Below are 25,188 nucleotides of genomic sequence, written 5' to 3'. Positions count from 1 at the left end.
TTTTCGAATACGGAGACTGCGTTATGAAAGTACAAGGCACCCATTATCGGTCTATTTGGTGGGACAAACCGGCAGGCGTGGTTCGGATCATCGACCAAAGGTGGTTGCCGCATGATTTTCGGGTCGTAACCCTGAAAACCCTTGATGAATTTGCAGCTGCGATACGGGATATGTGGGTCAGGGGCGCACCCTTGATAGGCGCGACCGCTGCGTTTGGAATTGCCGAGCAGATGTCTCGGGACAGTTCCGAAGCCTCCTTTGACGCCGCGTATGACGTTTTGCATGCAACCCGACCCACGGCAATCAACCTGCGCTGGGCGTTGGATAGATGCCGAGAAGCGCTGATGCCGCTTGCTCCGGGTGACCGTGCCGAGCGCGCCTGGTCGCTGGCGCAGGAGATTGCAGACGAAGATGTCGAGATCAACGCCGCAATCGGCCGGCACGGGTTTGAACTGATCAAGGATATCGCGGCCCGAAAACCCGCCGGAGAACCGGTTCGGTTGCTGACGCATTGCAATGCGGGATGGCTGGCGACTGTGGATTGGGGCACGGCCACAAGCCCGATGTATCACGCACATGACGCGGGCATCCCCTTGCACGTCTGGGTGGATGAAACCAGACCACGCAACCAGGGAGCGCTGACATCCTGGGAATTGGGCGAACATGGCATTCCACATCGTTACATCGTGGACAATGCCGGCGGTCATTTGATGCAGCACGGCCTGGTTGATTTGGTGATTACGGGCACGGACCGAACCACGGCCCAAGGTGATGTTTGCAACAAGATCGGGACCTATCTGAAAGCTTTGGCTGCGCGGGACAACGGTGTGCCATTTTATGTCGCCCTGCCCTCACCCACGATTGACTGGACCGTTCGCGACGGTGTGGCCGAAATCCCGATCGAAGAACGTGATGCCAGGGAAGTCACTCATGTCATGGGGGTTGATGAGCAGGGGAGTATCTCGGATGTACGCGTGACGCCGGATGGCACGGAAGGTGGCAATCCTGCCTTTGATGTCACCCCAAACCGGCTGGTGACGGGGCTTATCACCGAGCGCGGCGTCAGCGAGGCTTCTGCCGACGGGCTTGCCCGGTTGTTTCCCGAACGGGCTGGTTAACACTTTGTTTAGCACAGTCCTGAATTGTGCAATCGCCCACGCGGATCATGCACCCGCTTAACTTGCTGAGAATGAATGATGATTGAAAACTGGTACAGGGCCGACGAGGCACGGAAATGGCGGGATCGGGCCGGAACAGATCCCGCAGATCAGGAGCTGGGCGAACGTGTCTATACCTCGCGGCTGATCGGTCAGAACCCGGACCTCCTGATGCACGGAGGAGGCAACACGTCGGTCAAACTGGAACGCCCTGATCTGTTCGGCGATCCGCAGAGCGTTCTGCATGTCAAGGGATCTGGGTGGGATCTGGACAGCATCGAGGCGCCGGGCCTGCCAGGTGTGTGGCTTGATCCTTTGATGAAACTGCGCGCATTGGACCATCTGTCAGACGCGCAGATGGTCAATGTTCAGCGCGCCAATCTGTTGGATTCGGGTTCTCCGAACCCCTCTGTGGAAACATTGTTGCATGCATTTCTGCCGCATAAATATGTGGATCACACGCACGCGACACCCTTTCTGGTGCTCGCCGATCTGCCAAATGCCAAGGATGTCTGCCGCGAGATTTTTGGCGACCGACTGGGCATTGTGCCCTATATCATGCCTGGCTTCGGGCTGGCCAAAAAGGCGGCCGAGGTATTTGACGAAAACCCGAATGTCGAAGGGCTTCTGCTGCTTCAGCACGGGCATTTCACGTTCGGCGCGTCGGCGCAGGAAAGCTATGACCGGATCGTGGCGCATACCAACGAGGTTGCTGCCTATTTCGGAATGAAGGACCTGACGACAATTGGCCGTCGCGATCCAGCTGAGAATCTTGAGGTATTGCCGATCCTGCGCGGGGTCATCGCCGAAGTGGCGGCCCAACGGGATGACCCGATGCCGGTTTTTGACCTCCGCAACGGGCCGGATGTCATGCAGTTTTTTGATCGTCCGGATATTGATTCATTGGCCCAGCGGGGCATGGCGTCGCCGGATCACGTATTACGGACAAAAGGCTGCCCACTTGTATTGCGCGCGTCGGATTTGTCTGGGGGGCGGTCGCGGATCAAGGCAAAGGTCGAAGAGTTTGCCAAAGACTATCGGGCGTATTTTGAACGGCAGGCGCCGCAGGCCGACGAACCCAAGAAACTGCTGCCCCAAGACCCCAAGCATGCCTGGATCGAGGGCGTGGGGATCCTGGGAATGGGCCCGAACGCAAAGGCTGCCTCGGCAGCGGCAGATCTTGCGGAACAAAACCTGCGGGTTCGAACAGTGGGCGAAGACGCGGGCGGTTTTTTTCCCATCAATGAAAAAGATCGCTTTGATTGTGAATACTGGTCATTGGAACAGGCGAAGCTGGGCAAAAGCTCACCACCTCCGCTTCAGGGCAGGATTGTGATGGTGACCGGCGGTGCAGGGGCGATAGGTCTGGCCACCGCCAAGGCCTTTGCTGACGCCGGTGCAAATGTCGTTCTGGTGGACCAGGATGAACGGGCGTTGGCCGAAGCCAAATCGACACTTGGCACATGGCATTCGACATATGCCTGCGACGTAACCGAGAGAGGCGCCGCAGATGCCGCGATTGCGGCGGCGATACACCGGTTTGGTGGGATCGATGTAATGGTATCGAATGCCGGGTCGGCGACTTCGGGTGCTTTGCTGGATCTTGGTGACGACGAGTTCCGCGCGGCTTTTGAACTGAATTTCTTCGCGCACAAGGCATTTGCGACACAGGCTGCCCGAGTGATGCAAGCTCAGGGCCGCGGCGGTCAGATCCTGTTCAATATCTCCAAACAGGCGATCAACCCGGGGCGGAACATGGGGGCTTACGGCACGCCAAAAGCCGCCACCCTGTTCCTATTGCGCCAGTTGACGCTTGAATTGGCCGAATATGGGATCCGTGTGAATGGGGTGAATGCAGACCGAATTCGGTCTGGCCTGCTGACGGATGGGTTCATTCAGGAACGCGCTGCCGCACGTGGCGTTTCCGAGGAGACCTATATGTCAGGCAACCTGCTGGGCCGCGAAGTCGAGGCGAAGCATGTCGCGAACGCCTTTGTTGCGCTGGCGCTGATGGAACGCACCACCGGTCATGTCGTGACGGTGGATGGCGGCAATACCGAGGCCGAACTTCGGTAACGCCTTTGCCCGATTGGTTCCCTGCCTGTGGCGTATCGATGTGCCTCAGGCAGGAACTGCCGTTCGGTTCTCTCGGATCGGCAGGTGGACTATGGCGCTGAAGGCACCTATCGCGACCCCGATCCACCAAACCATGTTGTAGTCGCCATACTGGTCGTACATGCGTCCGCCAAGCCAGACGCCCAGGAAGCTGCCGATCTGGTGGCTCAGGAAGATAAAACCATAGAGCGTTCCCATATAGCGCAAACCGTAAAGATGCGCGACGAGACCCGAAGTCAGCGGCACGGTGGCCAGCCAAAGCGATCCCATCACCAGCGAGAACACGATGACCGTAAGGGGTGTGATCGGGAACACGATGAACAAAGCCGCGGCAATCGTCCGGCCCGTATAAACCGCGGCCAGAAGGTACTTTTTCGGAAAGTGGTTGCCGGCCCAACCCGCCAGCAGCGTACCGCCGATATTGGCCAGACCGATCAATGAAATCGACACCGCACCAAGTGCGGATGTGGAGGTGATCCCGATGGAATGCAGTACGCCTCCGGGCTGGATTGGTCCACACATCTCGGTCACGAAAGCCGGGAAATGCGCGGTGATGAAACCCAGCTGGTATCCGCAGCTGAAAAAACCCAGAAATATCAGCGCATAGGAAGGGTCGCGGAACGCCTTGCCCAGAATCTCGCTCATGCTTTCTTGCATCTCTGCCTTCGAAACGGGCTGGGGTGCGCGCATGAAGGGCAAGGTCAGCACAAGGGCAAGAATTGCCGCGGCGAACACGACAAAAACCTGCTGCCAAGGCAGGAAAGTCAGCAGCCATTCAGCGGTCGGCGCCCCCAGAACCTGCCCAAAGCTGCCCGCAGCGGTAACGATGGCCAGCGACATGGACCGGTTTTCATCGGTGGACGCGCGTCCGACAACCGCCAGAACCACACCAAACCCGGTCCCGGCGATGCCGAAACCCACCAGCCACGCGTATATCTGATGCTCGAACGGCGTAACGGACCATGCCGTCAGCACCATGCCAGCCGCGTAAGTGAGAGCGCCGAGGATGATGGCTCGGCGGTCGCCCACCTTTTCGGCAATCGCAGCAAAGATCGGCTGCCCGATGCCCCAGGCCAGATTCTGAATTGCAATCGCCATCGAGAAATCGGTCCGCAGCCAGCCGAACTCATCGGCTATCGGAATCTGGAATACGCCGAACGACGCACGAACAGCGAAGCTGACCGTGATGATGATACATCCGACAATCAGAATCGGATTCAACAAGCGGGCGGATTGAGACATGGGACCTCAGGCGTTACGTCCGAAGGACCGTATTACTTTTGGTGTCACCGTCAATTCAGCAGATTTGCGGTCACGGATAAACAAAATTGATGTGTCGCCAAAAATGGCTTCTTTTCAACGGCCGAGACGACGGGTAAGGCTCGGATTCATGACGGATCTTATTTCGCTTTACGAGGCCCGCATTGCGGACGGAACGCTGACACGCGACGACGCGCAAGAGGCCGTTCTGCCCCAATTCGAACGCATCCGGGCGGCGCTGTCCAAGCCGGTAAAACGAGGGCTCTTTCGCAAGGCGCCTCCGCCACCTAAAGGACTGTACCTCTGGGGCGGTGTCGGGCGTGGGAAATCCATGCTGATGGACATGTTCGTCGATACGCTGGGCAATATCCCTGCACGGCGCGTGCATTTTCACGCTTTCATGCAGGAGATTCACGCTGGAATGCACAAGGCCCGGCAACAGAATGTCGAGGATGCCCTGGCACCGGTGGCGCAGGAGGTGGTCAATTCAGTTCGCTTGCTCGCGTTTGACGAAATGCAGATCACCGACATTACGGACGCAATGATTGTCGGGCGGCTGTTTGACTTGTTGCACGAGGGCGGCGTGGTCGTGGTTACCACGTCGAACAGGCATCCCGACGATCTGTACAAGGATGGGCTGAACCGGCAACTGTTCCTGCCCTTCATTGCCCATATCAAAGAGCAGTTGCAGGTGTGGGAATTGGTGTCGCCCACGGACTATCGGCAGAACCGGTTGGAGGGTGCCCCGGTCTATTTCACTCCGATTGGCCCAGAAGCCCGGCAGAAGATCAGAGAAGTCTGGACAGATCTTGCCGGTGGACCCGCTGATCCGCTTGTGTTGCACGTCAAAGGCCGGGCCGTTGAATTGCCCGCCTTTCGCAACGGGGTGGCGCGGGCTTCATTCTATGATCTGTGTGGCCGCATGCTTGGGCCGGGTGATTATCTTGCGATCGCCGAAGAGGTAAAGCTGCTGGTGCTTGAGGACATCCCACGCCTGTCACGCAACAATTTCAACGAGGCCAAACGTTTTGTCACCCTGATTGATGCGCTTTACGAAGCCAGGGTGCGTTTGATCTGCTCGGCTGCCGCCGAACCCGAGATGCTGTATGTCGAAGGCGAAGGAACCTTCGAATTTGAACGCACGGCATCACGCCTGCGGGAAATGCAGGATCAGGATTGGGGGCGACAGGGGCGCTGATCCGCCCGTATCGCCCGCGCCAAGACAGTGTGTCAGCCAGATCATGAGGCCGGAACGCAACTACGCGTTTTCTTGCAGAATTTTTCCAGCCAGATAGAGCGAGCCGCAGATCAGAACACGCGCCTGCGGGTCAGTGTCCGTGATCACTTTCAATGCGTCCGATACGCTGTCAGCGGTGGATGCGGGAAGGTTGACCTTGGCCGCAGCCGCAGCCGTTTCTTCCGCGCTGAGCGTTGCGGTCTCACCCGGAATGGACACGGCTGTCAGACTTGTCGCCTTTTCTGCCAGAGGTGCAAGATACCCTGTCACATCCTTGGTGTTGAGCATGCCGCAGATCATGTGCGTGGGTTTTTGCGGCAGGTTCGTCAGCACATCCGCCAACGCGATTCCGGCGGCGGCGTTGTGACCACCATCCAGCCAAATCTCGGCCTGCGGGGCCTGATCGACGAGCGGGCCAGATTTCAGACGCTGCATTCGCGCCGGCCATTCGGCCTTGGTCACGGCAGCTTCGTATGCGTCGTCGCCCATGTTCAGATGGCGCAGAACTGCCAACGCTGCGCCCGCATTCTGAATCTGATGTGCGCCCAGAAGGTTGGGCAGAGGCACATCCCGCAAACCGGTTTCGTCCTGATAAATCAAACGCCCGTTTTCTTCCTGTACGTGCCAGTGCTGACCATGAACCAACAAAGGCGCACCCAATCGGGCGGCCGTGTATTCGATGACCTCAAGCGCTTCGTCCCGTTGCGGGCCGACAATGCACGGAACGCCTGGCTTGATGATGCCCGCTTTTTCCGCCGCGATCTTGCCCAAAGTATCACCCAGGAACTGTTCATGGTCGATGGATACGGGAGTGACAACCGTGACGGCCGGGCTTTCAATCACGTTTGTGGCGTCCAGACGCCCGCCCAGCCCGACCTCGAGCAATGTGAAATCTGCCTTGGCGCGGGCAAAGGCCAACAGGGCGGCGCATGTGGTGATCTCGAAATAAGTGATGTTTTCGCCGCCATTGGCAGCGTAGCATTCATCCAGAACCGCCGTCAGCTCTGGCTCCGAGATCAGCTCTCCGGCCAATCGAATACGTTCATGAAAACGGGCCAGATGCGGCGAGGTATAGGCATGTACCGAGCGCCCTGCCCCTTCCAGCCCCGCTCTGATCATTGCCTGAGTCGAGCCCTTGCCGTTGGTTCCGGCAATATGGATGACCGGCGGCAATTTCAGCTGCGGATTGTCCAGTGCCGCCAGCAGACGCCAGACGCGGTCCAAGGTCAGATCAATGATCTTGGGGTGCAGCGCCATCATCCGGTCGAGGATGGCGTCGGACGTCTTGGTCGTCATTTCTGATCTGTCTCTTCGGCGGGGGCCTCGATTGCGTCGGTTGGTTCCGGTGCAGGCAGATCGCCCTTGATCGCCGGCGGCAGATTCATCAGCATCCGCGTGATGGTAATCAGTTCATCGCGCATTTCGGTACGTCTGGTGACACGGTCCAGCATCCCGTGATCCAGCAGGTATTCGGCGCGTTGAAAGCCTTCGGGCAGTTTTTCGCGGATCGTCTGCTCGATCACGCGAGGCCCGGCAAAGCAGATCAGCGCATTGGGTTCCGAGATATGGACATCGCCCAGCATCGCATAAGATGCAGTGACCCCGCCAGTCGTCGGATGAGTCAGAACAACGATATATGGCAGGTTGGCTTCCTTCAGCATCTCGACTGCCACAGTGGTGCGCGGCATCTGCATCAGGCTGAGGATACCTTCCTGCATACGGGCGCCACCGGCAGCCGAGAAAAGGATCAGAGGACGCTTGAGTTTTACCGCTTCCTGCGCGGCAGCGATGATCGCGTTGCCGACATACATCCCCATCGATCCGCCCATGAACGAAAAGTCCTGCGCGGCGGCCACGATTGGGGTGCGGCCGATTTCACCCAAGGCGACCAGCATGGCTTCCTTTTCGCCGGTCTTCTTCTGCGCTGCCTTCATGCGGTCGGGGTATTTCTTCTGATCGCGGAATTGCAACGGGTCGTCTTTTGGCGCAGGCACCTCGAGTTCCGTAAAGATCCCGCCGTCAAACAAGTGCTTGAACCGCTCACGCGGCGTGATCGCCATGTGGTGGTCGCACTGTGTGCAGACATTCTGGTTTTCCGCCAGCTCGCGATGGAACAGCATCGTTCCGCATTCGTCGCATTTGTGCCAGAGGTTTTCAGGCACTTCGCGGCGTGAGAAGATCGAGTTTATCCGGGGGCGGACGTAGTTTGTGATCCAGTTCATGTCGGAACCTTGGCTTGTGCGGTGTTGACGTCAAATAGGACGCCACGGAAGGAATTGCAATCAACGCCTGAGCGCAAGTCGCGCGGCCAGCCAGCAAACGAACATCACGGCAAGGTCCACCAGAAGCCAGGGACGAAGCTGTTCGGCATCAGATGCATCGAACGGAAGGGTGAACAGGGCCAGCCCGTTCAGGTTGTCAGGCAACGAGATGAACAGCAACGCAATGATGTTGTTGAAAAAATGCAAGGCGATAGCTGGCCCCAATGTTCCGGCCCGTGCCGTCAGGTCCGACGTCAGCAGACCGAAAACGCAAGCCCACAGCGCAATCAGCAGCGCGTTGTCGCCAGCCATGTCGGGCGTGTAATGTCCAATTGCAAACAGGATGGATGGTACCCCCATCCAGATGACAGGGGATTGGAATCTGGCTGCCAGGGTTTGCTGAATATAGCCTCGGAACAACAGCTCTTCGGCGCTGGTCTGCACCAGAACAACCAGGGCTGAGACCGGCAACAGAAGAAGCCAGGTCGACAATGGCAGGTTCTGCGACAGAGATCCGCCAAAGCCGTAAGGCGGCAGCAGGAACCCGACAACGCCCAAAATAAGCAATGCTTTCAACACTTTCAGGAATTGACCCGCTGCCAATCGGTACCCGCCGACAATGGACACCAATGACCTGTGCTGAACCTGCCGCGCGGCGACGGCCACGCCCAGAATGATGAAACCGAAGCTGGCCAACAGCAACAGCAGCGCGAGGGGTGAACCGCCCATCAGAAGCGTCTGCGCCCAGCTTTCCGAGCCCATCCCGGCAACCACGGTAAAAAACACCATGTTCAGAACGCTGACCAGCACGGCAACCAGCAAGAGCCCCAGCAACAGGCGCCAGATTTCCGGTTTGCCGTGTGCGGTTTCGACCAGATGGTCATGAGCGGAATATGCTTTAGGCATTATTGTCCGTGCTTTCCTGAATCGCCTGATCCGTAATGGTCGGGAGCAGTTCCTCGGGGTTCTGCGCCGCATTGATTCTTGTGGACAACGTAGTCAGATACCCCGCAACAGTCTGTAGCAATTGCGTCGCAACCGAAGCATCGCTTTCGACCACGGCACGCAGTTCCTCGGCACCGATACGCAGGAAACTGCAATCTTCGATGGCGACCAGATCCAGTTGTCTGGGCTCTCCCGTGATGATCGAGAGATCACCGATCAGTCGCCCGGGCTCGATGATCGAGATCGGGCGTTTTTGTCCATCATCCGTGGGCCAGTCCAGCCTGGCCTGCCCCGAGACGCACAGATACGCCGCGTCGGGCGCCTGACCACGCGAGAAGATGACTTGCCCCGCTGCTGCTTCGTACCATTGCGCTGAGAAAGCAAGCAGCCGCTGGTTGCGGCCATCCACACCGGAAAACAACTCGGTCGCGGAAATGATCTCGAGCTTGCGGCTCAGATCGTCAGACGTGCTGTCTTCTGGCGTGGATTTGGATCGAGACACACCGTCGATACGACCATCCTTGATTTCCACAAACAGATCATACGCTTCGGGATGTGCAAAGTGATCTTCCATAAAGATCATGATGGAATCCGGCAACAATTCCCGCAGTTTCAGGCGGGTGCGCAACCGGCTTTCGGAATCGTGACTTGCCAGGGCCCTGTCCAGAATCAGGACGTCAGGCCGTTTGATCCCCGCGCGTGAGAACGCGGCACGCTCCTGAAAGACGGTCGGCAGATTGTTCCCGCCCAGGCCTGCTGGCAAATCGTAGATGATGGCAGCTGCACGGCGTCGCAGGCCGGCTTCGTTCATGGCTTCGGCCACAACGTCTTCTATTTCGTCCGCGTGTGCACCGGCCATCAACGAAACCCGGCCGTAGATCGCATTTTCCATCACGGTCAGACGTGGCACATAGATGTCCGGCGCAACTGACATGAACATGCCGCCCATCGCATCCCGCAGCCGCTTGGCCTGACTTTTGCGGATGGCAAGAATCTTTTCCTTGTATTCTTCCGGGAAGTTTGGGCCGATCTGCTCGGCCGTCAACAGGAACGGCACCGTCAATAGCAATGCGCGCTCCTGGTCGCTCACGGCCATATCACCCTTGGCTTTGCGCCGTTCTTCGATATCCAGCAATTTGTGATACATATCCTTGGACATGCCAAGCCTTAGGAACAGCGGGTGATCCGCCCCGTCCCGCCCGAAGGTCTTGCTGAGCGTGTCCATGACGGCCTGAGAGATGCTGATCACGTCTTCAACCATATCATGGGCCCTGAGCATCTGAACGAACCGTTCGTCACCCGCCAAAATATCCGGAGAAATGTCCTTGGATGGTGCCGCGAACAACAGGTTTCCGCCCAGCGGAACTGCCGGGTTAAAGCGATCAGGGTCGAACCGGTACACATATCGATCAAGCCCCTTTTCTGCCAGGCGCTCAGCGATGGTCCCTCGTAAATTGACAACTTCCTGTGCCAGAACCGGGTGAATTTCCGGGTCGAACTGCGTACGCAAAGTGCGGCGGAACATGAACTCGTCGATGCCCATCGCTTCCACCAGCTGGAACCACCAGTCACGTATGTCGTCGATATCGTCAAGACCGGCGAGACCCGGGTCAATCCATTCATCGTCCAGAGAATCCGGTGAATTGCCTGCACGAACAGCTTCGATTTGCCACCGCGTCGGGGCCTTGAGCGTACTTGCTTGATGTCGTGGATGCGTGCGCAAAGGCATCATGAGGTTGTCGCCCAATGTCCCGTCAAACAGGTAAGGGCGCGAATAGGCATAGCCGATCCGGGCCGCGATGACGGCCTGATGCAGACCCCGCAGATTATGCCCGGCTATGATCACCTCACCCTGAGCCGGCAACACCTCTCGAGTCAGAAGCTGTCCCAACGCACTGCGTTCCGACGCCTGTCCAGACTGAATTGCGACGCGCGCGCCGCGCGGAATGGTCAGATCGAGATCTTCGAGAACGGTTTTACCATCGCTATCGCGAACTGTCACATTTCGCAGCTCTATGTCGCCAGTCAGACGCGGAATGGTTTCAGGCTCACCCTCGAAAAGCTCTTCCGGTATCATGTTGCCCGGTGCAAATCTCTCGGTGACGATTTCCCACCGCAAAGACATGTCCTGTACCTGATTGTAATAGGTCAGCAGATCCTTCCATGGGCCGCTCAGATCCTTGTAGGCGCCCAACGCGGCAACCAGCGCACCTACGGTCACCTCACCGGTAATCGCCAGATATCCTCCCACTGAATAAAACAGGAAGGGTGTCATCTGAGTTATCAGGTTGTTGAGGAACTTCATGAAGAATTTTTTGTTGTAGATCTTGAAACGGATCTCGAACAGTTTCCCCAGCCGATGGCTGAATTGCGCAAGGCGATAGCGCCACCCTCCGTTGGTCCGCAGATCGCTGATACCCGCCGCAGTTTCGCCGATCTCCGAGCTCAGACGTCGAACTTCCTGAATGCGGTCCTTGTTCAGAAGGTTGATTTGCCGCTGAAGCTTGGGGATCAGCCAGGCCTGAAGCGGGATCAGCGCGATACTGGCAAGTCCGAACCAAACGCTTTGCATGAACAGGAACGTAACGATCGTCATCATCTGGCCGAACTGGAAAACCGGCTGCGCGATGGCATCCCCCATCAGGCCACCCATCGGTTCGGCCTCGGACGTGATCATCGATACCAGCTCACCCTGGCTGGTGGTCGCAAAATAGGATTTCGGAAACCGCATCGACCGTTGAATCAACGTATAGCGCAGGCGCCGCAGCATGCGCTCGGCTAGGACGCCCTTCATCGTGTTGATGCGCATCTTCATGACACCGCTCGCGATCACCGTCGCCAGAAATGCAACGCACAGTATCATCAGATACTGAACCTGCGTCACGGTGAAGTTCCAGATGGTTACCGTGTCACCCGGCGCGCCGATTGCGTCGTTGATGATTTGTTTGGGCAGTTCCAGCGAGGCGTAAAGAAACGGGAACGACAGGACCGTCAGCAGAAGAAGAACAAGTTGCTGTTTCTTCGAATATTTCCAAATGAAGGCAAATAAAGTGGACTCCATAACCTGGCCTTGTCATGCGCTAAACTGTTGTGTGGCTGTTCTTGGGATGACCCACTTTGCAGGTGCCAAACGGTAAGCACTGACCCGGTACATTGCAAGAATAGACCGGTTCAGTTTCAGCATGTTGCGCCTAACCAAATTATGGAGGGACCCCAACAGGAAAACACAAGGCTTCGATAGCAATTCCGTTATTGCGGCTTTGTTCATGCTGTTGTCCTTGACTAAGGCCGGGCATTATCGGACGACGTGGCCATGGGCAGGATTCTGGATCGCTATTTTCATCGCAAGATTCTGGGGCGCTGGCGTCGAGCCGCGCATCAGGCGCCGTATGCCAGCCAGGCAGATTTGCGCTTGCAACGGGATCAGGCCCGCGGCTTGCGCAGGCATCTTGATCATCTGATTCAGCAGGCGGACAGTCGCCTGATCCGGCCAACGATTGGGTCAACGCAGTTTCCCAAACCCGTCGGAACAGACTGGAGCTGCCGCCCCGACCTATGGCGTGCGCCCCTGACGCAACCGGGTGTGGCTTCGGCCTCGCGAAAGACCGTTCTGGACAGTCAGGTCAGCGTGTTCCACGACTGCCCGCTTTCTGAAATTGCCGTTCGGCAAGTCCGGAACAGAGCGGACAGAGATCTGGCTCCGTTCAGTCTCGTGATCGAGGTTTTCAGCTTTGGGGGGTCCTTCCTGTCCGTTTCGGTTGAATTGCCTGTGGATGCTGCAATTCATCTAACGCGCGAGCATCTTGTGAGGCTGGAAACCCTGATCGAGTGTGAAAAGCCATCGGGCGTTTTCGCGCGCCTCAACATTCAGCACGGGCCCAATATGGAACAGGTGTTGCGAAGCCTTGATCCCAGCGAGGTATCAAAGGCCGTGGATTTTGATCTGGCGCATCTCCCCCTGAATGAGCGCAGGATCGAAAAAATCTGGCTGGATTTGATTTTTGAAACGCCCGAGATGAACCGCATGGTGGTGCGGGATCTTACGTTTTGCCGTTTTCATCGTGCCGATTTGTGAGAAGATCAGTCATGACGCAGACCAAGCTAACCTTCATCCGGTTCGAAAACGGAATCTGGCAAGGCCACATTCAAGCCAGCAGTACGCCTAACCCCGAGGTAAGCTATCAGGGCGAAGCCCTGAGCGATGTTGACCTGTCGCCCGCAGAAGACGGATGGGACTTGCGCATACGGGTGCCTGTTGCAGCCCTATCCGAAGGCGTGCACACGTTCGTCGTTGCAGATGCACCCACAACCGAAAAACTGGGAAGCTTCACGGTGATTGCCGGTGAGCCCGCCGCAGATGATCTAAGGGCCGAAATTGATTTGCTGCGGGCTGAACTGGATATGCTGAAACGCGCTTTCCGCCGGATTTGCCGAGACGACCCCTAATCCGTTCCTGCTGGTTTTCCTGTCAATCTTGCCAGATTCGTGCATCATTGGCGTTTTCAGAGCGGATCGCGCCTTGTCATGGATCGCAGCAGCATAGTCAAAGTCATCGCTTTGATGGTTACCGGATTTGGCATCGGTATTGATTTTACCGGCGCCCTGATGCTGGTGCCTGCGATCGAAAGCAGCTTTGACGCCGATATCACCAGCACCCAATGGGTTCTGAACATTTATGCCTTGTTTTTCGCCATGACCATGGTCGCAGGCGGGCGGCTTGGCGACATGTACGGCCACCGCAGAATGATGCTTTTTGGCCTGTCGATCTTTCTGTTTTCCTCGGTCATGTGCTTTGTTTCGCCCAGTCTTGATTTTCTTGTCATTTCGCGTGCGCTGCAAGGCATCGGCGCGGGTTGTGTATGGCCCTGCACGCTGGCCTTCGGGGCAACCAAAGTATCAAAGCCAGAACATCGAGCCTTGGTGATGGGGCTAATTCTGGCAGGTGTGACCACCGGAAACGTGTTTGGTCCGATGCTCAGCGGATTGGCCGTGAACTTGGGAGAGTGGCGCTACTTTTTCCTCGCCAATGTGGTCTTTTCCTGCATTTCGATGGCCACCGCGCTGATCCTGATGGAGCGCGAAACACAGCACAAACCGGATGAACACCTCGACCTCGCCGGAATGGGTGTATTGTCCTTTGCCGTTTTGCTGCTGCTTTACGGTTTGGATGTGGGCGCGGACTGGGGGTGGACATCCGTTCCGTTGTTGATGCTGTTTTTCATCAGTGCTGCGCTTTTCATTCTGTTCCCCAAAGTCGAGAAACACGTGACAGAGCCGCTGCTTTTGCCGCAGATGATGCAAAACCGCGAGTTTCGCATCACCCTTGGCCTGAACATGTTCAACGTGTCCGCGGCATTTGTGGGGCTGCTGTATTTTCCCCAATACATGCAAAAGGTGCTGGGCTGGTCGACGTTTGAATCGGCACTGGGCTTGGCGCCGCTGACCGTGTTGCTTGCCGTGGGATCAATTGTTTCGGGCACGCTTTACAATGATTTCGGCCCCAAGCGGCTGCTGTTTTGGGGATATCTGATCGCAACGATCGGCGCTGCGACCATTGTCGTGCTGCCCGATGATCTGGGGTACTTTCGCATCCTGCCCGGCATGGCGATGATCGGGCTGGGCGCAACATTGACGGTTGGGCCGTCCGGCACCGCCGCAATGTGTGCCGTAAAGCCGGAACGGGCTGGGCTGGTTGGCGGCCTGAGCTTCATGACCCACCTGGTTTACGGCGCAATCTCTGTCGCCTGTGCCACGGCCATTATGTACGTCGTCAGCCTGTCTGAGCTTCGCCAGTATGTGGCCGCTTCGGGCATCAAGTTGACCGAAGCAGAGCTTCGCACGATCAACGGCGGAACACTTGAAACGCCGTCCGCCCATGCGGTAATCAGCCGGTTGTCATCCAGCGAAGCAGAGACGGTTCAACGGGCATTGTCGGCGGCCTTTGACAGCGGGATGAGTATGGCTTTCGTCTTTTCGGCCTTGTCCGTCTCGGTCGGTCTCGTTCTGGTGCTGCTTCTCGACGAAAAGAAACTGCACCGGATCGAAAGCTAAAGCCGGGAGCCAAGGGCTGCGACATCCGCAGCCCTAACCATTTTACTGTGACGGCCCGTTGGGGTTGAAGGCCGACAGCCCCTTCAGGATATCGATGGCATAGGCCAGCTGGTAATCCTCTTCCCTCAGCTCTGCGGTTGCCTCGGCCTTGGCGCGATCTTCTTCGATCTGGCGGATCTCATCTTCGCTCAGACTGTCATTGTTGAGGCTACCGCGCAGATCGGCCTCCGAGCGCGAACGGGCGTTGGTTTCTTCCTCTTCCGGTTCTGGCGCCGGACGGGGTTGTTCCACGATAATATCAGGGCTGACACCCAGAGCCTGAATCGACCGCCCTGATGGGGTGTAATACCGGGACGTGGTCAGGCGCATCGCACCATCACCCCGAAGCGGCATCACCGTCTGAACCGACCCTTTGCCGAAGCTTTTGGTGCCGACTACGATGGCCCGGCGATGATCCTGAAGCGCGCCCGCGACGATTTCAGATGCCGAGGCCGAACCACCATTGATCAACACGACAATGGGTTTGCCTTCCGCCAGATCGCCGGGGGTGGCATTGAAACGCTCACCCTCTTCCGGGTCCCGTCCACGGGTCGAGACGATTTCCCCTTCGTTCAGGAACGCATCCGAAACTTTGATGGCCTGTGTTAACAGACCGCCCGGGTTGTTGCGCAGGTCCAGTACGACACCATTGACCTTGTCGATGCCACCAGCTTCTTCGATCTGTTCCTTCAACCCTTCCTGTAGGTTGGGGAATGTCTGATCATTAAAGGTCGTTACCCGCAGGACGACACTTGTGCCTTCGGTGCGGGCGCGAACGGCGGTCAGCTTGATCGTGTCACGGATAATGGTGACATCGAAGGGATCAGGTTCACCTTCGCGCACGACGGTAATAACGATCTCGGAGCCGACCGGACCCCGCATCAGATCCACCGCCTTGTCCAGCGTCAGGCCCAGAATGCTTTCGCCATCCACATGTGTGATGAAATCTCCGGCTTCGATCCCGGCCTCGTCAGCGGGTGTGTCGTCGATGGGAGACACGACTTTGACAAAACCGTCTTCCTGCGTGACCTCAATACCCAGTCCACCGAACTCGCCCCGGGTCTGCACGCGCATCTGTTCCGCATCATCGGGTGAAAGATAACTGGAATGCGGATCAAGAGAGGTCAGCATTCCATCGATTGCCGCCTCGATAAGTTCTTCGGGCTCGACCTCTTCGACATATTGCGCACGGATGCGTTCGAAAATGTCACCAAACAGGTCAAGCTGTTCATAGACGCTGGCCTTGTTCACAGCCTCCTGCGCCAGCAGGGGACCTGCGATCTGTGTTGTCGCAAGAATGCCTGCCACAGTTCCGGCCAAACCGGCCATCACAAATTTCTTCATACTCGTTTATCCATCCTTGTCGGTCCGAAACCAAGTTTCCGGGTCCACCGGGGTGTTGTCTTCTCTTACCTCTATATAGAGCGTTTCTGGGCGATCAGTTCCAGTGCCATCACCGCTTGTTGACAATATTGCGCCGATTTCCGGCATTTCACCCGGCATCAGGCCAACCGGAGTGCCTTTGGGGATCACCTGCCCGGGTTGACCATAGACCTCTTGCAAGCCCGAAAACACGAACAACAGGCCCGGTTGCGGCTCCAGAATGACAAGGTTTCCCAAATCCAGCAATGGCCCGCGATAGCGGATCGTGGCCGCAGTGGGGGATGTTACAAGCGCACGGGAACGGGTGCCGATGACCAGACCAGCGCGGGCGACCCCTGCGGCGTCCGGTTCACCGGCCTTGTGCAGCAAAACGCCCTGCACCGGCAAGGGAATCTGTCCTTTCTGATCCAGGATGCTTGCGTCGGTTTCAATGATCTCGCCTTCTGAAATCTCTGACAGACCGCTTGCAAAACCATCCAGAGTCTCGGTCGAAGAAATCAGAATGGCCGTGCGCACCGGGTCTTCGACAAACCGACGCGGCAAATCAGTGCGGTCGGCAATCGCTTCGCTCAATCGCGTGCGGGCATCCTGCACACCGCGCAGCCCTTCGGTCAAAGTTTCCGAGGCGCTTTGTTGCAGCAGACGCAGGGTCTGAACCTCTTGCAGGTCCTCTGCCAGCGCTTGCGCTTTTGCATTGAGCCCAGGCGTCACCTCGGACAGCATCATTCCGGCCCGCGCCGCGCCCAATGGGCCTGACGGGTGCAGCATCAGCACTGGCGGCGCGGTCGTTTCGATGGTCTGCAAGATGCCAAGCAACTGCCTGACGTCCTTTTCACGCGCGCTCAATTGCGCGCTCAGTTGCGCTTCGCGTGTTGCAGCCTTGCGCAGACCGGTCCGCATCGCGCTCAGCCCGGCCTCATAGGCTTGTATCGTTTCGGTCAGCGCCCGCACCCGATCCCTTGCGCCGTCTGCTTCGCTCAGCGAGATCGACGCCTGTTCCAGCATCCTTGCCGCATCCAGTGCTGCCCGAGAAGCGTCGTCCTGGGCAAAGGCCTGACAAGCTGAAAGCAGCACAATCGCAAGGGCGGTCAGCCTCATGACAGCAGGCTTTCTCCGGTCATTTCCGGCGGTTTGGGCAGGTTCATCAAATCAAGCAGGGTCGGCGCCAGATCAGACAACCGCCCCTGACGCACCTGCGCGCCTTCTGGCCCTCCGACCAAAGCTATGGGCACCGGGTTCAGCGTGTGCGCCGTATGCGGACCGCCGGTTTCCGGATCAACCATCACTTCACAATTACCGTGATCGGCGGTGAGGATCATTGCGCCGCCTGCTTTTTCCAAGGCAGCAACGACCTGAGCCAATCCTGCATCAACGGCTTCGCATGCCTTAATCGCAGCTTGAAGGTCGCCGGTATGCCCGACCATATCAGGGTTGGCGTAATTGGTTACGATCAGGTCGTAACCTTGTTCGATCGCCTCGACAAACTTGGCTGTGACCTCGGCCGAGGACATCTCGGGTTGCAAATCATAGGTCGCAACCTTGGGTGATTTGGGCATATAGCGATCTTCACCTTTTTCAGGTGTCTCCTTGCCCCCGTTCAGGAAAAAAGTGACATGGGGGTATTTTTCGGTTTCAGCCAGCCGGAACTGACGCAACCCCTGCTTGGCGACCCATTCCCCGAGCGTGTTCACAATCGCCCGTTTCGGAAAAACCGCGGTCATATATGCGTTGTGACCGTCCGAATACTCTACCATGCCCAGCAGCGCCGACAGTTTCGGCCGCGGCCCGGTTTCGAACTCAGCAAAGCCCGGTTCACCAATCGCGCGCAGGATTTCGCGAGCACGATCTGCACGGAAATTTAGACAGAAAAAGCCATCGCCGTCGGATACGCCCTTGTAACCTTGCAACACGGTCGGCGTAATGAATTCGTCAGACTCAGACTGGTTGTAGGCATGGTCCACAGCGCCATGTGCGGTGTCGGCCGCCCTGCCCTTGCCGTTGATCATCGCGTCATAAGCTTCTGCGATCCGCTCCCAGCGATTGTCGCGATCCATGGCGAAATAGCGACCGCTTACCGTGACGACACGTGCCCCCTCGGGCAGCCGTTCTTCCAACTTGGAAAAATAGGTCAGCGCAGATTTTGGGGCCACGTCGCGCCCATCCGTGACCGCATGAAGGGCGACCGGAACACCGGCATCCGTAATGGCCTTGGTTGCAGCGATGATGTGGTTCAGGTGCCCGTGAACACCACCGTCCGAGACCAACCCCATGAGATGAGCCGTCCCCCCAGAGGATTTGACCTTGGAAATGAATGCCTGCAATGCCTCGTTGCCAAAGAACGAACCGTCTTCGATGGCCAGGTCGATCTGCCCCAGATCCATGGCCACAACGCGGCCCGCACCTATATTTGTATGACCGACTTCGGAGTTACCCATCTGCCCACTGGGCAGACCTACGTCCGGGCCATGCGTTGTCAGCGTGGCGTGCGGGCATTTGGCCATGATCGCGTCAAAGGTCGGCGTGTTCGCCAGATAGGGCGCATTCGCCTGTGTGTCGTCTGACACGCCCCACCCATCAAGAATGCACAGAACAACGGGTTTGGGGGTTGGCATTGAAATTCTCCGATTACTGCTCTTGGGTCTTCTTCTAGCGTCTGGCCGGCAAGGGGTGAACCATCTTTGCGGCAATTTACGCAGATTTAATCAAACGGCCTGGCGGCTTCGGCCCATCGCTGGAGGACAATGAGCCGCTGCATTTTTCGACTTAAAGCCATCATGGTTGTATCGGTGAAAACCCGGACGAGACTAGTCTTTGAGGTAACGCGTGTATGGCTTCGCCTTGCGGTTGCGATACTTGACCGTCAGTTCCAGCGGCGTGTCGTTTTCGTCGTAGATGCCGATCATGATGCCCGTGCCCCCGCTTCGGGTCCGCATATCGATCAACTGCTGTTCGGACCGGGTGGTGCGCTGTGACGGGCGCCGCGCCCAGGCAAACAGGTGATCGTACATTTGCGCGATGACTTCCGAATGATCCGCGCTGTCACCCAGATCCACCAGTTCATCGGGGTCGTTTTCCAGATCGAACAGGATCGGCCTGTACCCGCCCTCGCAATGGATGAGCTTCCACTTTTCATTCGCGACCATGAACATCACCGCATCTCGAACCGATGCATTCAGTCGCTGCGCGATGGGGGACGCGGAATAGTCATACTCGCAAATCGCGACCTGTCGGGGCGTTTTGTCGGACTGACCATGCAGGATCGGCAGCAGAGAATGCCCCTCGAGAATATGCCCGGCTTTTTCGCCGCCTGCCAGTTCCAGAAACGTTGGCGCCAGATCGATCGACTCGACCAGCGCGTCGCAGGTGGTACCGCGCGTGACGTCCGCTTCGGGTGACGGGTCATAAATGATCAGCGGCATTTTGGTGGAGGCATCGTGGAAGAAAGTCTTCTCACCCATCCAGTGGTCGCCCAGAAAATCACCGTGATCCGAGGTCAGCACGATCATCGTGTCGTCCATCCGCCCGGTTTTCTCCATCCAGTCGAACAGACGACCCATCTGGTCATCCGCTTGTTTGATCAGCCCCATGTAAGCCGGGATCACCGCCTCGCGGACATCCTCGCGCGAAAAAGCCTGCCCGACCTTGGTGTCCATGAAGGCCTTCAGGACGGGATGGGCATTCTTTCGCTCAGCTTCCGAGCGGACCACGGGCACGACATGTTCGGGCCCGTACATCGAAGCGTAAGGTTCCGGCACGATGTAAGGCCAGTGAGGCTTGATGTAGCTGAGGTGACAGCACCACGGTCCTTCATGGCTGTCCATGAACTCGATTCCACGGGTGGTCAGATATGGTGTTTCACTGTCCTCTTCCGCGATATTTGCAGGTTCGGATGAATTTTTCAGGAACCACCCTGACAGCACGTTGCCATCGGCATCCAGACCGGAATTGGCAAAATCATGCCACGGATTGTCGCTCTCGTATCCCTTGTCTGCAAGGTAATGGTTGTATTTCTTTGCTCCGTCCGGGTCATAGAATCCGTCCGGACCCTCTGCACGCAACCCGTCATCGCGTTCGAACACGTCAAACCCGCATTCCGCGACGCGGGCCCCGATGATGCTGTCGGGCTCCAGCCCAAGACGGGCCATCCCCTCGGCATCGGCGGCCATATGGGTCTTGCCGACCAGCCAGCAATCCATTCCCGCCTTGCGCAGGTGGTCGCCCAACGTGATCTCACCCACTTTGAGGGGAATGTTGTTCCATGAGGCCCCATGGGAATGCACATAGCGCCCGGTATAGGTCGACATGCGGGAACTGCCGCAAATCGGCGATTGGATATAGGCCCGGTCAAAGCGGACACCGCGCGCGGCCAGACGATCGATATTCGGAGTATGCAGATGTGGGTGCCCGTAACAGCTCAGATAATCCCAGCGCAGCTGGTCGAACATGATGAACAGGATATTCTTTGCCTTGGCCAACGCGGTGCCTCCCCGAAAGTCATGAGGACCTAGTTAGCCACTTCCGTTCGCAGAGCGAAGCAAAACTTGCTTCAGGCCTGATGTTCCATCTGTTCCAGCATCTTCCTGGCACGTTTGCATTGCAATTGGTCGCGCAGCGGGCTGTCCGGGTCGACATCCTTTTGGCACACAACGCATTTATCGGCGCCCGAGATCGCATTCAGGCCACCGCAGCTGCCTTTGATGGTCTTGCCCATCAGCATGACACCCAATGACATACCGACCATGACAAGCGCCAAAAGAATAAAGGCCAGAATAAAAGTGCTCATCTCGGTTCCTGCCTGTCAGTTGGTTCCCAAAGCGTTTTTGAACTCGGTGCTGTGCGAAGTAATATAGGCATCTTCGCCGCCTGTCACATCCCGCGAGATGAAGTACACGGCAAGTTTATACTTTTCCGCAATGTCCATTCCCTTCTCGTGACCCAAAGCCAGCATGGCCGTTGCCCAGGCATCCGCCAACATTGCGTTTTCCGCCAGAACCGTGACAGAGGTCGTGGGATGTGTGATCGGGCGTCCCGTGGTCGGATCGATGATATGCGAATAACGCACGCCGTCCTGTTCGAAGAAATTCTTGTAATCGCCCGAGCTGGCCATGCCGCGATCATCCAGAGAAACGATCAGTTGAATGCTCTGAGCGCCCGTTTCAGGCTTTTCGATGCCAATGCGCCAGGCTTCGCCCTGCTCATTCTTGCCTTTGGCAACAAGATCACCGCCGATCTCGACAAGGTAATCGTCGATACCGGCATCCTGCAAAGCACCGGCAACCGTATCGATGCCATAGCCCTTTGCAATCGCCGACAGGTTGATGCCCACCTTTGGATCAGCCTTCGACAGCGTGCCGGCTTCGGTGTCGAGCGTCAGCAAACGGGCCTGCCCGACGCCGCTCAACGCGGCCTCGATTTCGGTATCCGATGGCACCGGATCCTCGGGCTTGCGTGGGCCAAAGCCCCAAAGTTCGATCAGCGGGCCCAGAGTTACATCAAAAGTCCCACCGGTTTTTTCGTGCACGTCATAGGCTGCCGAAAGGACCAATGCGAGTTCGTCCGAGACCGGAACGGGGGCTGTGCTGGTTGACGCCGAAAAGACGGACACCTCGGATTCTGGATCCCAGTTGGACATTTTGGCGTTCACCTCGGCCAGCGTCTCTTCGACGGCCGCGGCCAATGCGGCCTCATCAAGATCTTCGCCGATCGCGGTTATGTTGAAGGTCGTGCCCATCGTTTCGCCCGAAAGACGAACCACCTCGGGTTCTTTGTCGAACAAACAGCCGGAAAGAAGGGTGGCAACGGCCAGTAAAGGCATAAGACGCATAGGGCGATCTCCGGGAAATTCTGTGCCCGGCATATGCCAGTGGCCCCGGCCAGAGTCAAACTGCGATCACATCTTCAACGGCAGGAAACCCAGCATCAAAAGGCCGACCCCCGCCGGCACGCCGAACAACCACGCACGTTTTTGCCAACCCGGCAGCTGTTGCTTCCACGCCATGCGGAAATTGTGGCCACAAACAACAACGGCAAAGAAGATCAATGCCGCTATGGGTGGCGTAAGATAGAGTTCACTCAATGGCTTGAACGTCCTTTCCGGGCCCGCGTTTTTGCCGATCGGCGCAATTGCACCCTATACAGGTCGTTTAGCTGCGCTAAGGTGAAAGGGAAAGACTTTGCAAGAACCACAAGGAGATTGCCCATGGCTCCAACCTCTTACCAGTCGCCTTCGCGCGGCGACAAGGCTGACAAGACGACGTACAGCCAGTCTGCGGAATCGAACCTGTCGCATTCGCAGACAACCGTGGCCAAGCTGCTTGAAGGTAAAGGGGACGCGGTGTTTTCGGTGCGGCCAAATGACACCATCCATTCTGTGGTCAACACGCTGAAGGAAAAGCGGATCGGTGCAGTTCTAGTGACGGATCAGAACGGGGCATTGCAGGGGATTTTGTCAGAACGCGACATCGTTCGGCGCATGGCAGACACACCCGGCCAGACCCTTCCGCAATCGGTCGAAGATCTCATGACCAGGGATGTTAAGACCTGCACACCGAACGATCTGCTGAATGAAGTTCTGAAAACGATGACCGAGGGCCGTTTTCGCCATATGCCGGTGCTGCGCGACGGTCACTTGTGCGGCGTCATCACGATCGGAGACGTTGTCCACTTCCGCCTTAAAGAGCTGGAATATGAAGCGCTTCGCATGAAGCAAATGATCGTCGGTTAAAGGCCCACTGTTCATCCGGTCGAGGTGAACCGAACACAACCGGCGTTGATCTCGGCGGCTGTCAATCGACCCGAAGCGAAAGCGCCCGTGTCAATCGATACCACCCGCTTCCTGATCCGGGGCAGGTCCACGATCGTGTGGCCATGTACCACCCATTGGCCATCGCTGCGGGCCAGCCTGGGAAACATGGGATGTCCCCAAAGACAAATCTGGCGATCCTGGGCCTCAATCGGATGTCGGGGGTCCAGCGCCGCATGAACGAAAGTGACGTTGCCGGTGGTCCAGGTCAATGGCCGGTCGGCTAGCCAGTTGATCAGGCTTTCGCCCATCTTAAGGCGAAGATCATCCGCCAGTTTTCGAACCTGCTGGTTGTTGTCGATATCCCCGGGCGGTTTCAACCCGAAAGACGCCAGTGTATGTACACCCCCATTTTGAAACCAAAGCCGGGCGTTGCGTTCCGGCGCCTCCAGGAATTGCAACAGAAACTCTTCGTGGTTTCCAAGAAGACATTGAACGCGTCCTCCTGACGTCTCGCTCAGGTGAAACAGGTGGCGCAGCACCTGCGCGCTGTATGGCCCCCGATCAATGTAATCTCCGACAAAGACCAGCAAGCTTTGATCGTCCAGTCGGGGCAACAACGCCTGCAACAAGTCCAGACGACCGTGAATATCGCCCACGGCCGTCACTTTCTCGGCCGGAGCGATGTCGCAAGACACTGCATTCATTGTCCGCCCCGCCCTGCGGTCGAACCACCGTCTGATCCAGTTCGCAATCATACATGTTGATCCCTATCCTTCTCGCCCATTGGCGGCAATGAGCATCTGATTGAATCAGCAAAGAGTTGACCAATGACGTCTGGATGTTCGATATGACCTTCGGCGCAGTTCAAAATGTTTGACCCGGCATCAGGGGAAGAACCTTTTGTTCAGCGATGATCGTGCAGGGCGTTTTGAGGGTTCTATGAAACGGGTTTTGATTACGGGCTCTGCGGGGTTCATCGGGTTCCATCTGGCAAAGCTGCTGTTAGAGGAAGGGTTCCGCGTGCATGGATACGACGGGATGACGGATTACTATGATGTGGTCCTGAAACAGCGTCGCCATCAAATTCTGCTTCAGACACCCGGATTCACGGCAACCGAGGATCGGTTGGAAAATTATGATCGGCTGTTGCAGGTCGCCGAAGAATTTCAGCCGGAAGTCATCGTTCATCTGGCGGCTCAAGCCGGTGTGAGACACAGTTTGGAACATCCACGCAGCTATGTTGAATCGAATGTCGTTGGAACATTCAACGTGATGGAAATTGCACGGCAACATAAGGTGGATCATCTTTTGATGGCATCTACCTCTTCGATATACGGTGCCAACGAAGACATGCCGTTTACTGAGACGGAAAAAGCCGACACCCAACTGACCATCTATTCCGCGACAAAGAAGGCGAATGAGGCGATGGGGCATTCCTATGCGCATCTTTGGGATTTGCCGACGACCATGTTCCGCTTCTTTACCGTCTACGGCACTTGGGGACGACCGGATCTGGCGTATTTCAAATTTGTCGCCGCCATCCTGGATGGCCGCCCGATCGACATTTACAATCACGGCGACATGCACCGGGATTTCACCCATGTCCAAGACCTTGTACGCGGCATCAGATTGCTGATCGATGTGCCTCCGGTGCGGCCAGCCAGCCGTGAGGGTATCGAGGACGGAGACAGCCTGTCCCCCGTCGCGCCCTACCGCATCGTGAATATCGGCAACGGAGAAAAAGTGCGCCTGATGGATTTCATCGAAGCCATCGAACAGGCCGTGGGGCAGAAGGCGATCAAGAACTTCATGCCGATGCAGATGGGTGATGTTCATGCCACCTGGGCGGACAATCGGCTGCTACAAAGACTGACGAACTATCGTCCCCGGACAGACCTGAAAGACGGCATCACCCAGTTCGTTGCGTGGTACCGAGATTATTACGGAAAATAACGTAGGCCTATCGCCAAATGAAAGAACCGGCGTCTTCAACGC

The 25,188-nt window shown here is 57.2% G+C and carries 21 protein-coding genes; 8 read left to right on the top strand and 13 right to left on the bottom strand.

The window, feature by feature from the left end; all coding sequences use genetic code 11:
• Nucleotides 1-23: 23 nt before the first annotated feature.
• Together mtnA and GOW56_RS04335 are read left to right on the top strand one after the other, a co-directional pair.
• Nucleotides 24-1,118 (top strand): S-methyl-5-thioribose-1-phosphate isomerase, encoded by a 1,095-nt coding sequence (gene mtnA, locus GOW56_RS04340; RefSeq protein WP_171205079.1) that lies wholly within the window; start codon nucleotides 24-26, stop codon nucleotides 1,116-1,118.
• 75 nt (nucleotides 1,119-1,193) lie between these two features.
• Entirely contained in the window at nucleotides 1,194-3,233 is a 2,040-nt protein-coding gene (locus tag GOW56_RS04335; RefSeq protein WP_217358786.1) for a bifunctional aldolase/short-chain dehydrogenase, read from the top strand.
• Nucleotides 3,234-3,278: 45 nt separating this feature from the next.
• Here the strand turns inward: GOW56_RS04335 and GOW56_RS04330 are convergent, their stop codons facing one another.
• Nucleotides 3,279-4,514 (bottom strand): MFS transporter, encoded by a 1,236-nt coding sequence (locus GOW56_RS04330; RefSeq protein ID WP_171205078.1) that lies wholly within the window; start codon nucleotides 4,512-4,514, stop codon nucleotides 3,279-3,281.
• A 148-nt stretch (nucleotides 4,515-4,662) separates the two neighbouring features.
• Between GOW56_RS04330 and zapE the strand changes: the two genes are divergently transcribed.
• Complete coding sequence (gene zapE, locus GOW56_RS04325; RefSeq protein WP_171205077.1) at nucleotides 4,663-5,730, top strand: cell division protein ZapE; 1,068 nt, start codon at nucleotides 4,663-4,665, stop codon at nucleotides 5,728-5,730.
• Between the two features lie 60 nt (nucleotides 5,731-5,790).
• Here the strand turns inward: zapE and GOW56_RS04320 are convergent, their stop codons facing one another.
• Genes GOW56_RS04320 through GOW56_RS04305 form a run of 4 tightly spaced genes read right to left on the bottom strand, consistent with a single transcriptional unit; the run spans nucleotide 5,791 to nucleotide 12,036 of the window.
• Complete coding sequence (locus GOW56_RS04320; RefSeq protein ID WP_171205076.1) at nucleotides 5,791-7,065, bottom strand: folylpolyglutamate synthase/dihydrofolate synthase family protein; 1,275 nt, start codon at nucleotides 7,063-7,065, stop codon at nucleotides 5,791-5,793.
• The gene (accD, locus tag GOW56_RS04315; protein ID WP_171205075.1) at nucleotides 7,062-7,991 is read right to left on the bottom strand and encodes an acetyl-CoA carboxylase, carboxyltransferase subunit beta; all 930 of its coding nucleotides are present in this window, start codon (nucleotides 7,989-7,991) and stop codon (nucleotides 7,062-7,064) included. The genes GOW56_RS04320 and accD overlap by 4 nt, the downstream gene beginning before the upstream one ends.
• Before the next feature lie 60 nt (nucleotides 7,992-8,051).
• Nucleotides 8,052-8,936 (bottom strand): CPBP family intramembrane glutamic endopeptidase, encoded by an 885-nt coding sequence (locus tag GOW56_RS04310; protein ID WP_171205074.1) that lies wholly within the window; start codon nucleotides 8,934-8,936, stop codon nucleotides 8,052-8,054.
• Complete coding sequence (locus GOW56_RS04305) at nucleotides 8,929-12,036, bottom strand: ABC transporter transmembrane domain-containing protein (protein WP_171205073.1); 3,108 nt, start codon at nucleotides 12,034-12,036, stop codon at nucleotides 8,929-8,931. Before GOW56_RS04305 ends, GOW56_RS04310 begins: the two co-directional genes overlap by 8 nt.
• Nucleotides 12,037-12,288: 252 nt before the next feature.
• Between GOW56_RS04305 and GOW56_RS04300 the strand changes: the two genes are divergently transcribed.
• The 3 genes from GOW56_RS04300 (at nucleotide 12,289) to GOW56_RS04290 (ending at nucleotide 15,026) form a co-directional block, all read left to right on the top strand.
• The gene (locus tag GOW56_RS04300) at nucleotides 12,289-13,050 is read left to right on the top strand and encodes a DUF6478 family protein (protein ID WP_171205072.1); all 762 of its coding nucleotides are present in this window, start codon (nucleotides 12,289-12,291) and stop codon (nucleotides 13,048-13,050) included.
• 11 nt (nucleotides 13,051-13,061) lie between these two features.
• Nucleotides 13,062-13,421 carry a hypothetical protein gene (locus GOW56_RS04295; RefSeq protein ID WP_171205071.1) on the top strand — a complete coding sequence of 120 codons (360 nt, stop codon included), beginning with the start codon at nucleotides 13,062-13,064 and terminating at the stop codon, nucleotides 13,419-13,421.
• A gap of 78 nt (nucleotides 13,422-13,499) precedes the next feature.
• Nucleotides 13,500-15,026 (top strand): MFS transporter, encoded by a 1,527-nt coding sequence (locus GOW56_RS04290; RefSeq protein WP_171205070.1) that lies wholly within the window; start codon nucleotides 13,500-13,502, stop codon nucleotides 15,024-15,026.
• Nucleotides 15,027-15,068: 42 nt separating this feature from the next.
• On the opposite strand, the gene GOW56_RS04285 is transcribed toward GOW56_RS04290, so the two are convergent.
• The 7 genes from GOW56_RS04285 to GOW56_RS04255 all read right to left on the bottom strand — a co-directional run bounded on the left by GOW56_RS04285 (nucleotide 15,069) and on the right by GOW56_RS04255 (nucleotide 22,524).
• The gene (locus GOW56_RS04285; protein ID WP_171119151.1) at nucleotides 15,069-16,409 is read right to left on the bottom strand and encodes a S41 family peptidase; all 1,341 of its coding nucleotides are present in this window, start codon (nucleotides 16,407-16,409) and stop codon (nucleotides 15,069-15,071) included.
• Between the two features lie 6 nt (nucleotides 16,410-16,415).
• A complete protein-coding gene (locus GOW56_RS04280; RefSeq protein ID WP_171205069.1) occupies nucleotides 16,416-17,546 on the bottom strand; it encodes a murein hydrolase activator EnvC in 1,131 nt (376 codons plus the stop codon).
• Nucleotides 17,543-19,060, bottom strand: coding sequence for a 2,3-bisphosphoglycerate-independent phosphoglycerate mutase (gene gpmI, locus GOW56_RS04275; protein ID WP_171205068.1), 1,518 nt, complete (start codon nucleotides 19,058-19,060; stop codon nucleotides 17,543-17,545). Before gpmI ends, GOW56_RS04280 begins: the two co-directional genes overlap by 4 nt.
• A 192-nt stretch (nucleotides 19,061-19,252) precedes the next feature.
• Nucleotides 19,253-20,923 carry a sulfatase-like hydrolase/transferase gene (locus GOW56_RS04270; RefSeq protein WP_171205067.1) on the bottom strand — a complete coding sequence of 557 codons (1,671 nt, stop codon included), beginning with the start codon at nucleotides 20,921-20,923 and terminating at the stop codon, nucleotides 19,253-19,255.
• 71 nt (nucleotides 20,924-20,994) lie between these two features.
• Nucleotides 20,995-21,231 (bottom strand): (Na+)-NQR maturation NqrM, encoded by a 237-nt coding sequence (gene nqrM, locus GOW56_RS04265; protein WP_152460192.1) that lies wholly within the window; start codon nucleotides 21,229-21,231, stop codon nucleotides 20,995-20,997.
• A 15-nt stretch (nucleotides 21,232-21,246) separates the two neighbouring features.
• Nucleotides 21,247-22,272, bottom strand: coding sequence for an FAD:protein FMN transferase (locus GOW56_RS04260; protein ID WP_254447155.1), 1,026 nt, complete (start codon nucleotides 22,270-22,272; stop codon nucleotides 21,247-21,249).
• Between the two features lie 66 nt (nucleotides 22,273-22,338).
• Nucleotides 22,339-22,524 (bottom strand): hypothetical protein, encoded by a 186-nt coding sequence (locus GOW56_RS04255; RefSeq protein ID WP_171205065.1) that lies wholly within the window; start codon nucleotides 22,522-22,524, stop codon nucleotides 22,339-22,341.
• Between the two features lie 123 nt (nucleotides 22,525-22,647).
• On the opposite strand from GOW56_RS04255, the gene GOW56_RS04250 reads away from it, so the two are divergent.
• Nucleotides 22,648-23,172 carry a CBS domain-containing protein gene (locus GOW56_RS04250; protein WP_171205064.1) on the top strand — a complete coding sequence of 175 codons (525 nt, stop codon included), beginning with the start codon at nucleotides 22,648-22,650 and terminating at the stop codon, nucleotides 23,170-23,172.
• 11 nt (nucleotides 23,173-23,183) lie between these two features.
• On the opposite strand, the gene GOW56_RS04245 is transcribed toward GOW56_RS04250, so the two are convergent.
• Complete coding sequence (locus GOW56_RS04245) at nucleotides 23,184-23,897, bottom strand: metallophosphoesterase family protein (RefSeq protein ID WP_254447154.1); 714 nt, start codon at nucleotides 23,895-23,897, stop codon at nucleotides 23,184-23,186.
• 235 nt (nucleotides 23,898-24,132) lie between these two features.
• Here GOW56_RS04245 and GOW56_RS04240 point away from each other — a divergent pair, with 235 nt between their 5' ends.
• On the top strand, nucleotides 24,133-25,146 hold the full coding sequence (locus tag GOW56_RS04240) for an NAD-dependent epimerase/dehydratase family protein (RefSeq protein ID WP_171205062.1): 1,014 nt from the start codon (nucleotides 24,133-24,135) through the stop codon (nucleotides 25,144-25,146).
• Nucleotides 25,147-25,188: the final 42 nt, after the last annotated feature.

The sequence above is a fragment of the Ruegeria sp. HKCCA0235A genome, from assembly GCF_013033235.1.
Classification (GTDB): Bacteria; Pseudomonadota; Alphaproteobacteria; order Rhodobacterales; family Rhodobacteraceae; genus Ruegeria.
This window is presented reverse-complemented; position numbering and strand designations above follow the sequence as displayed.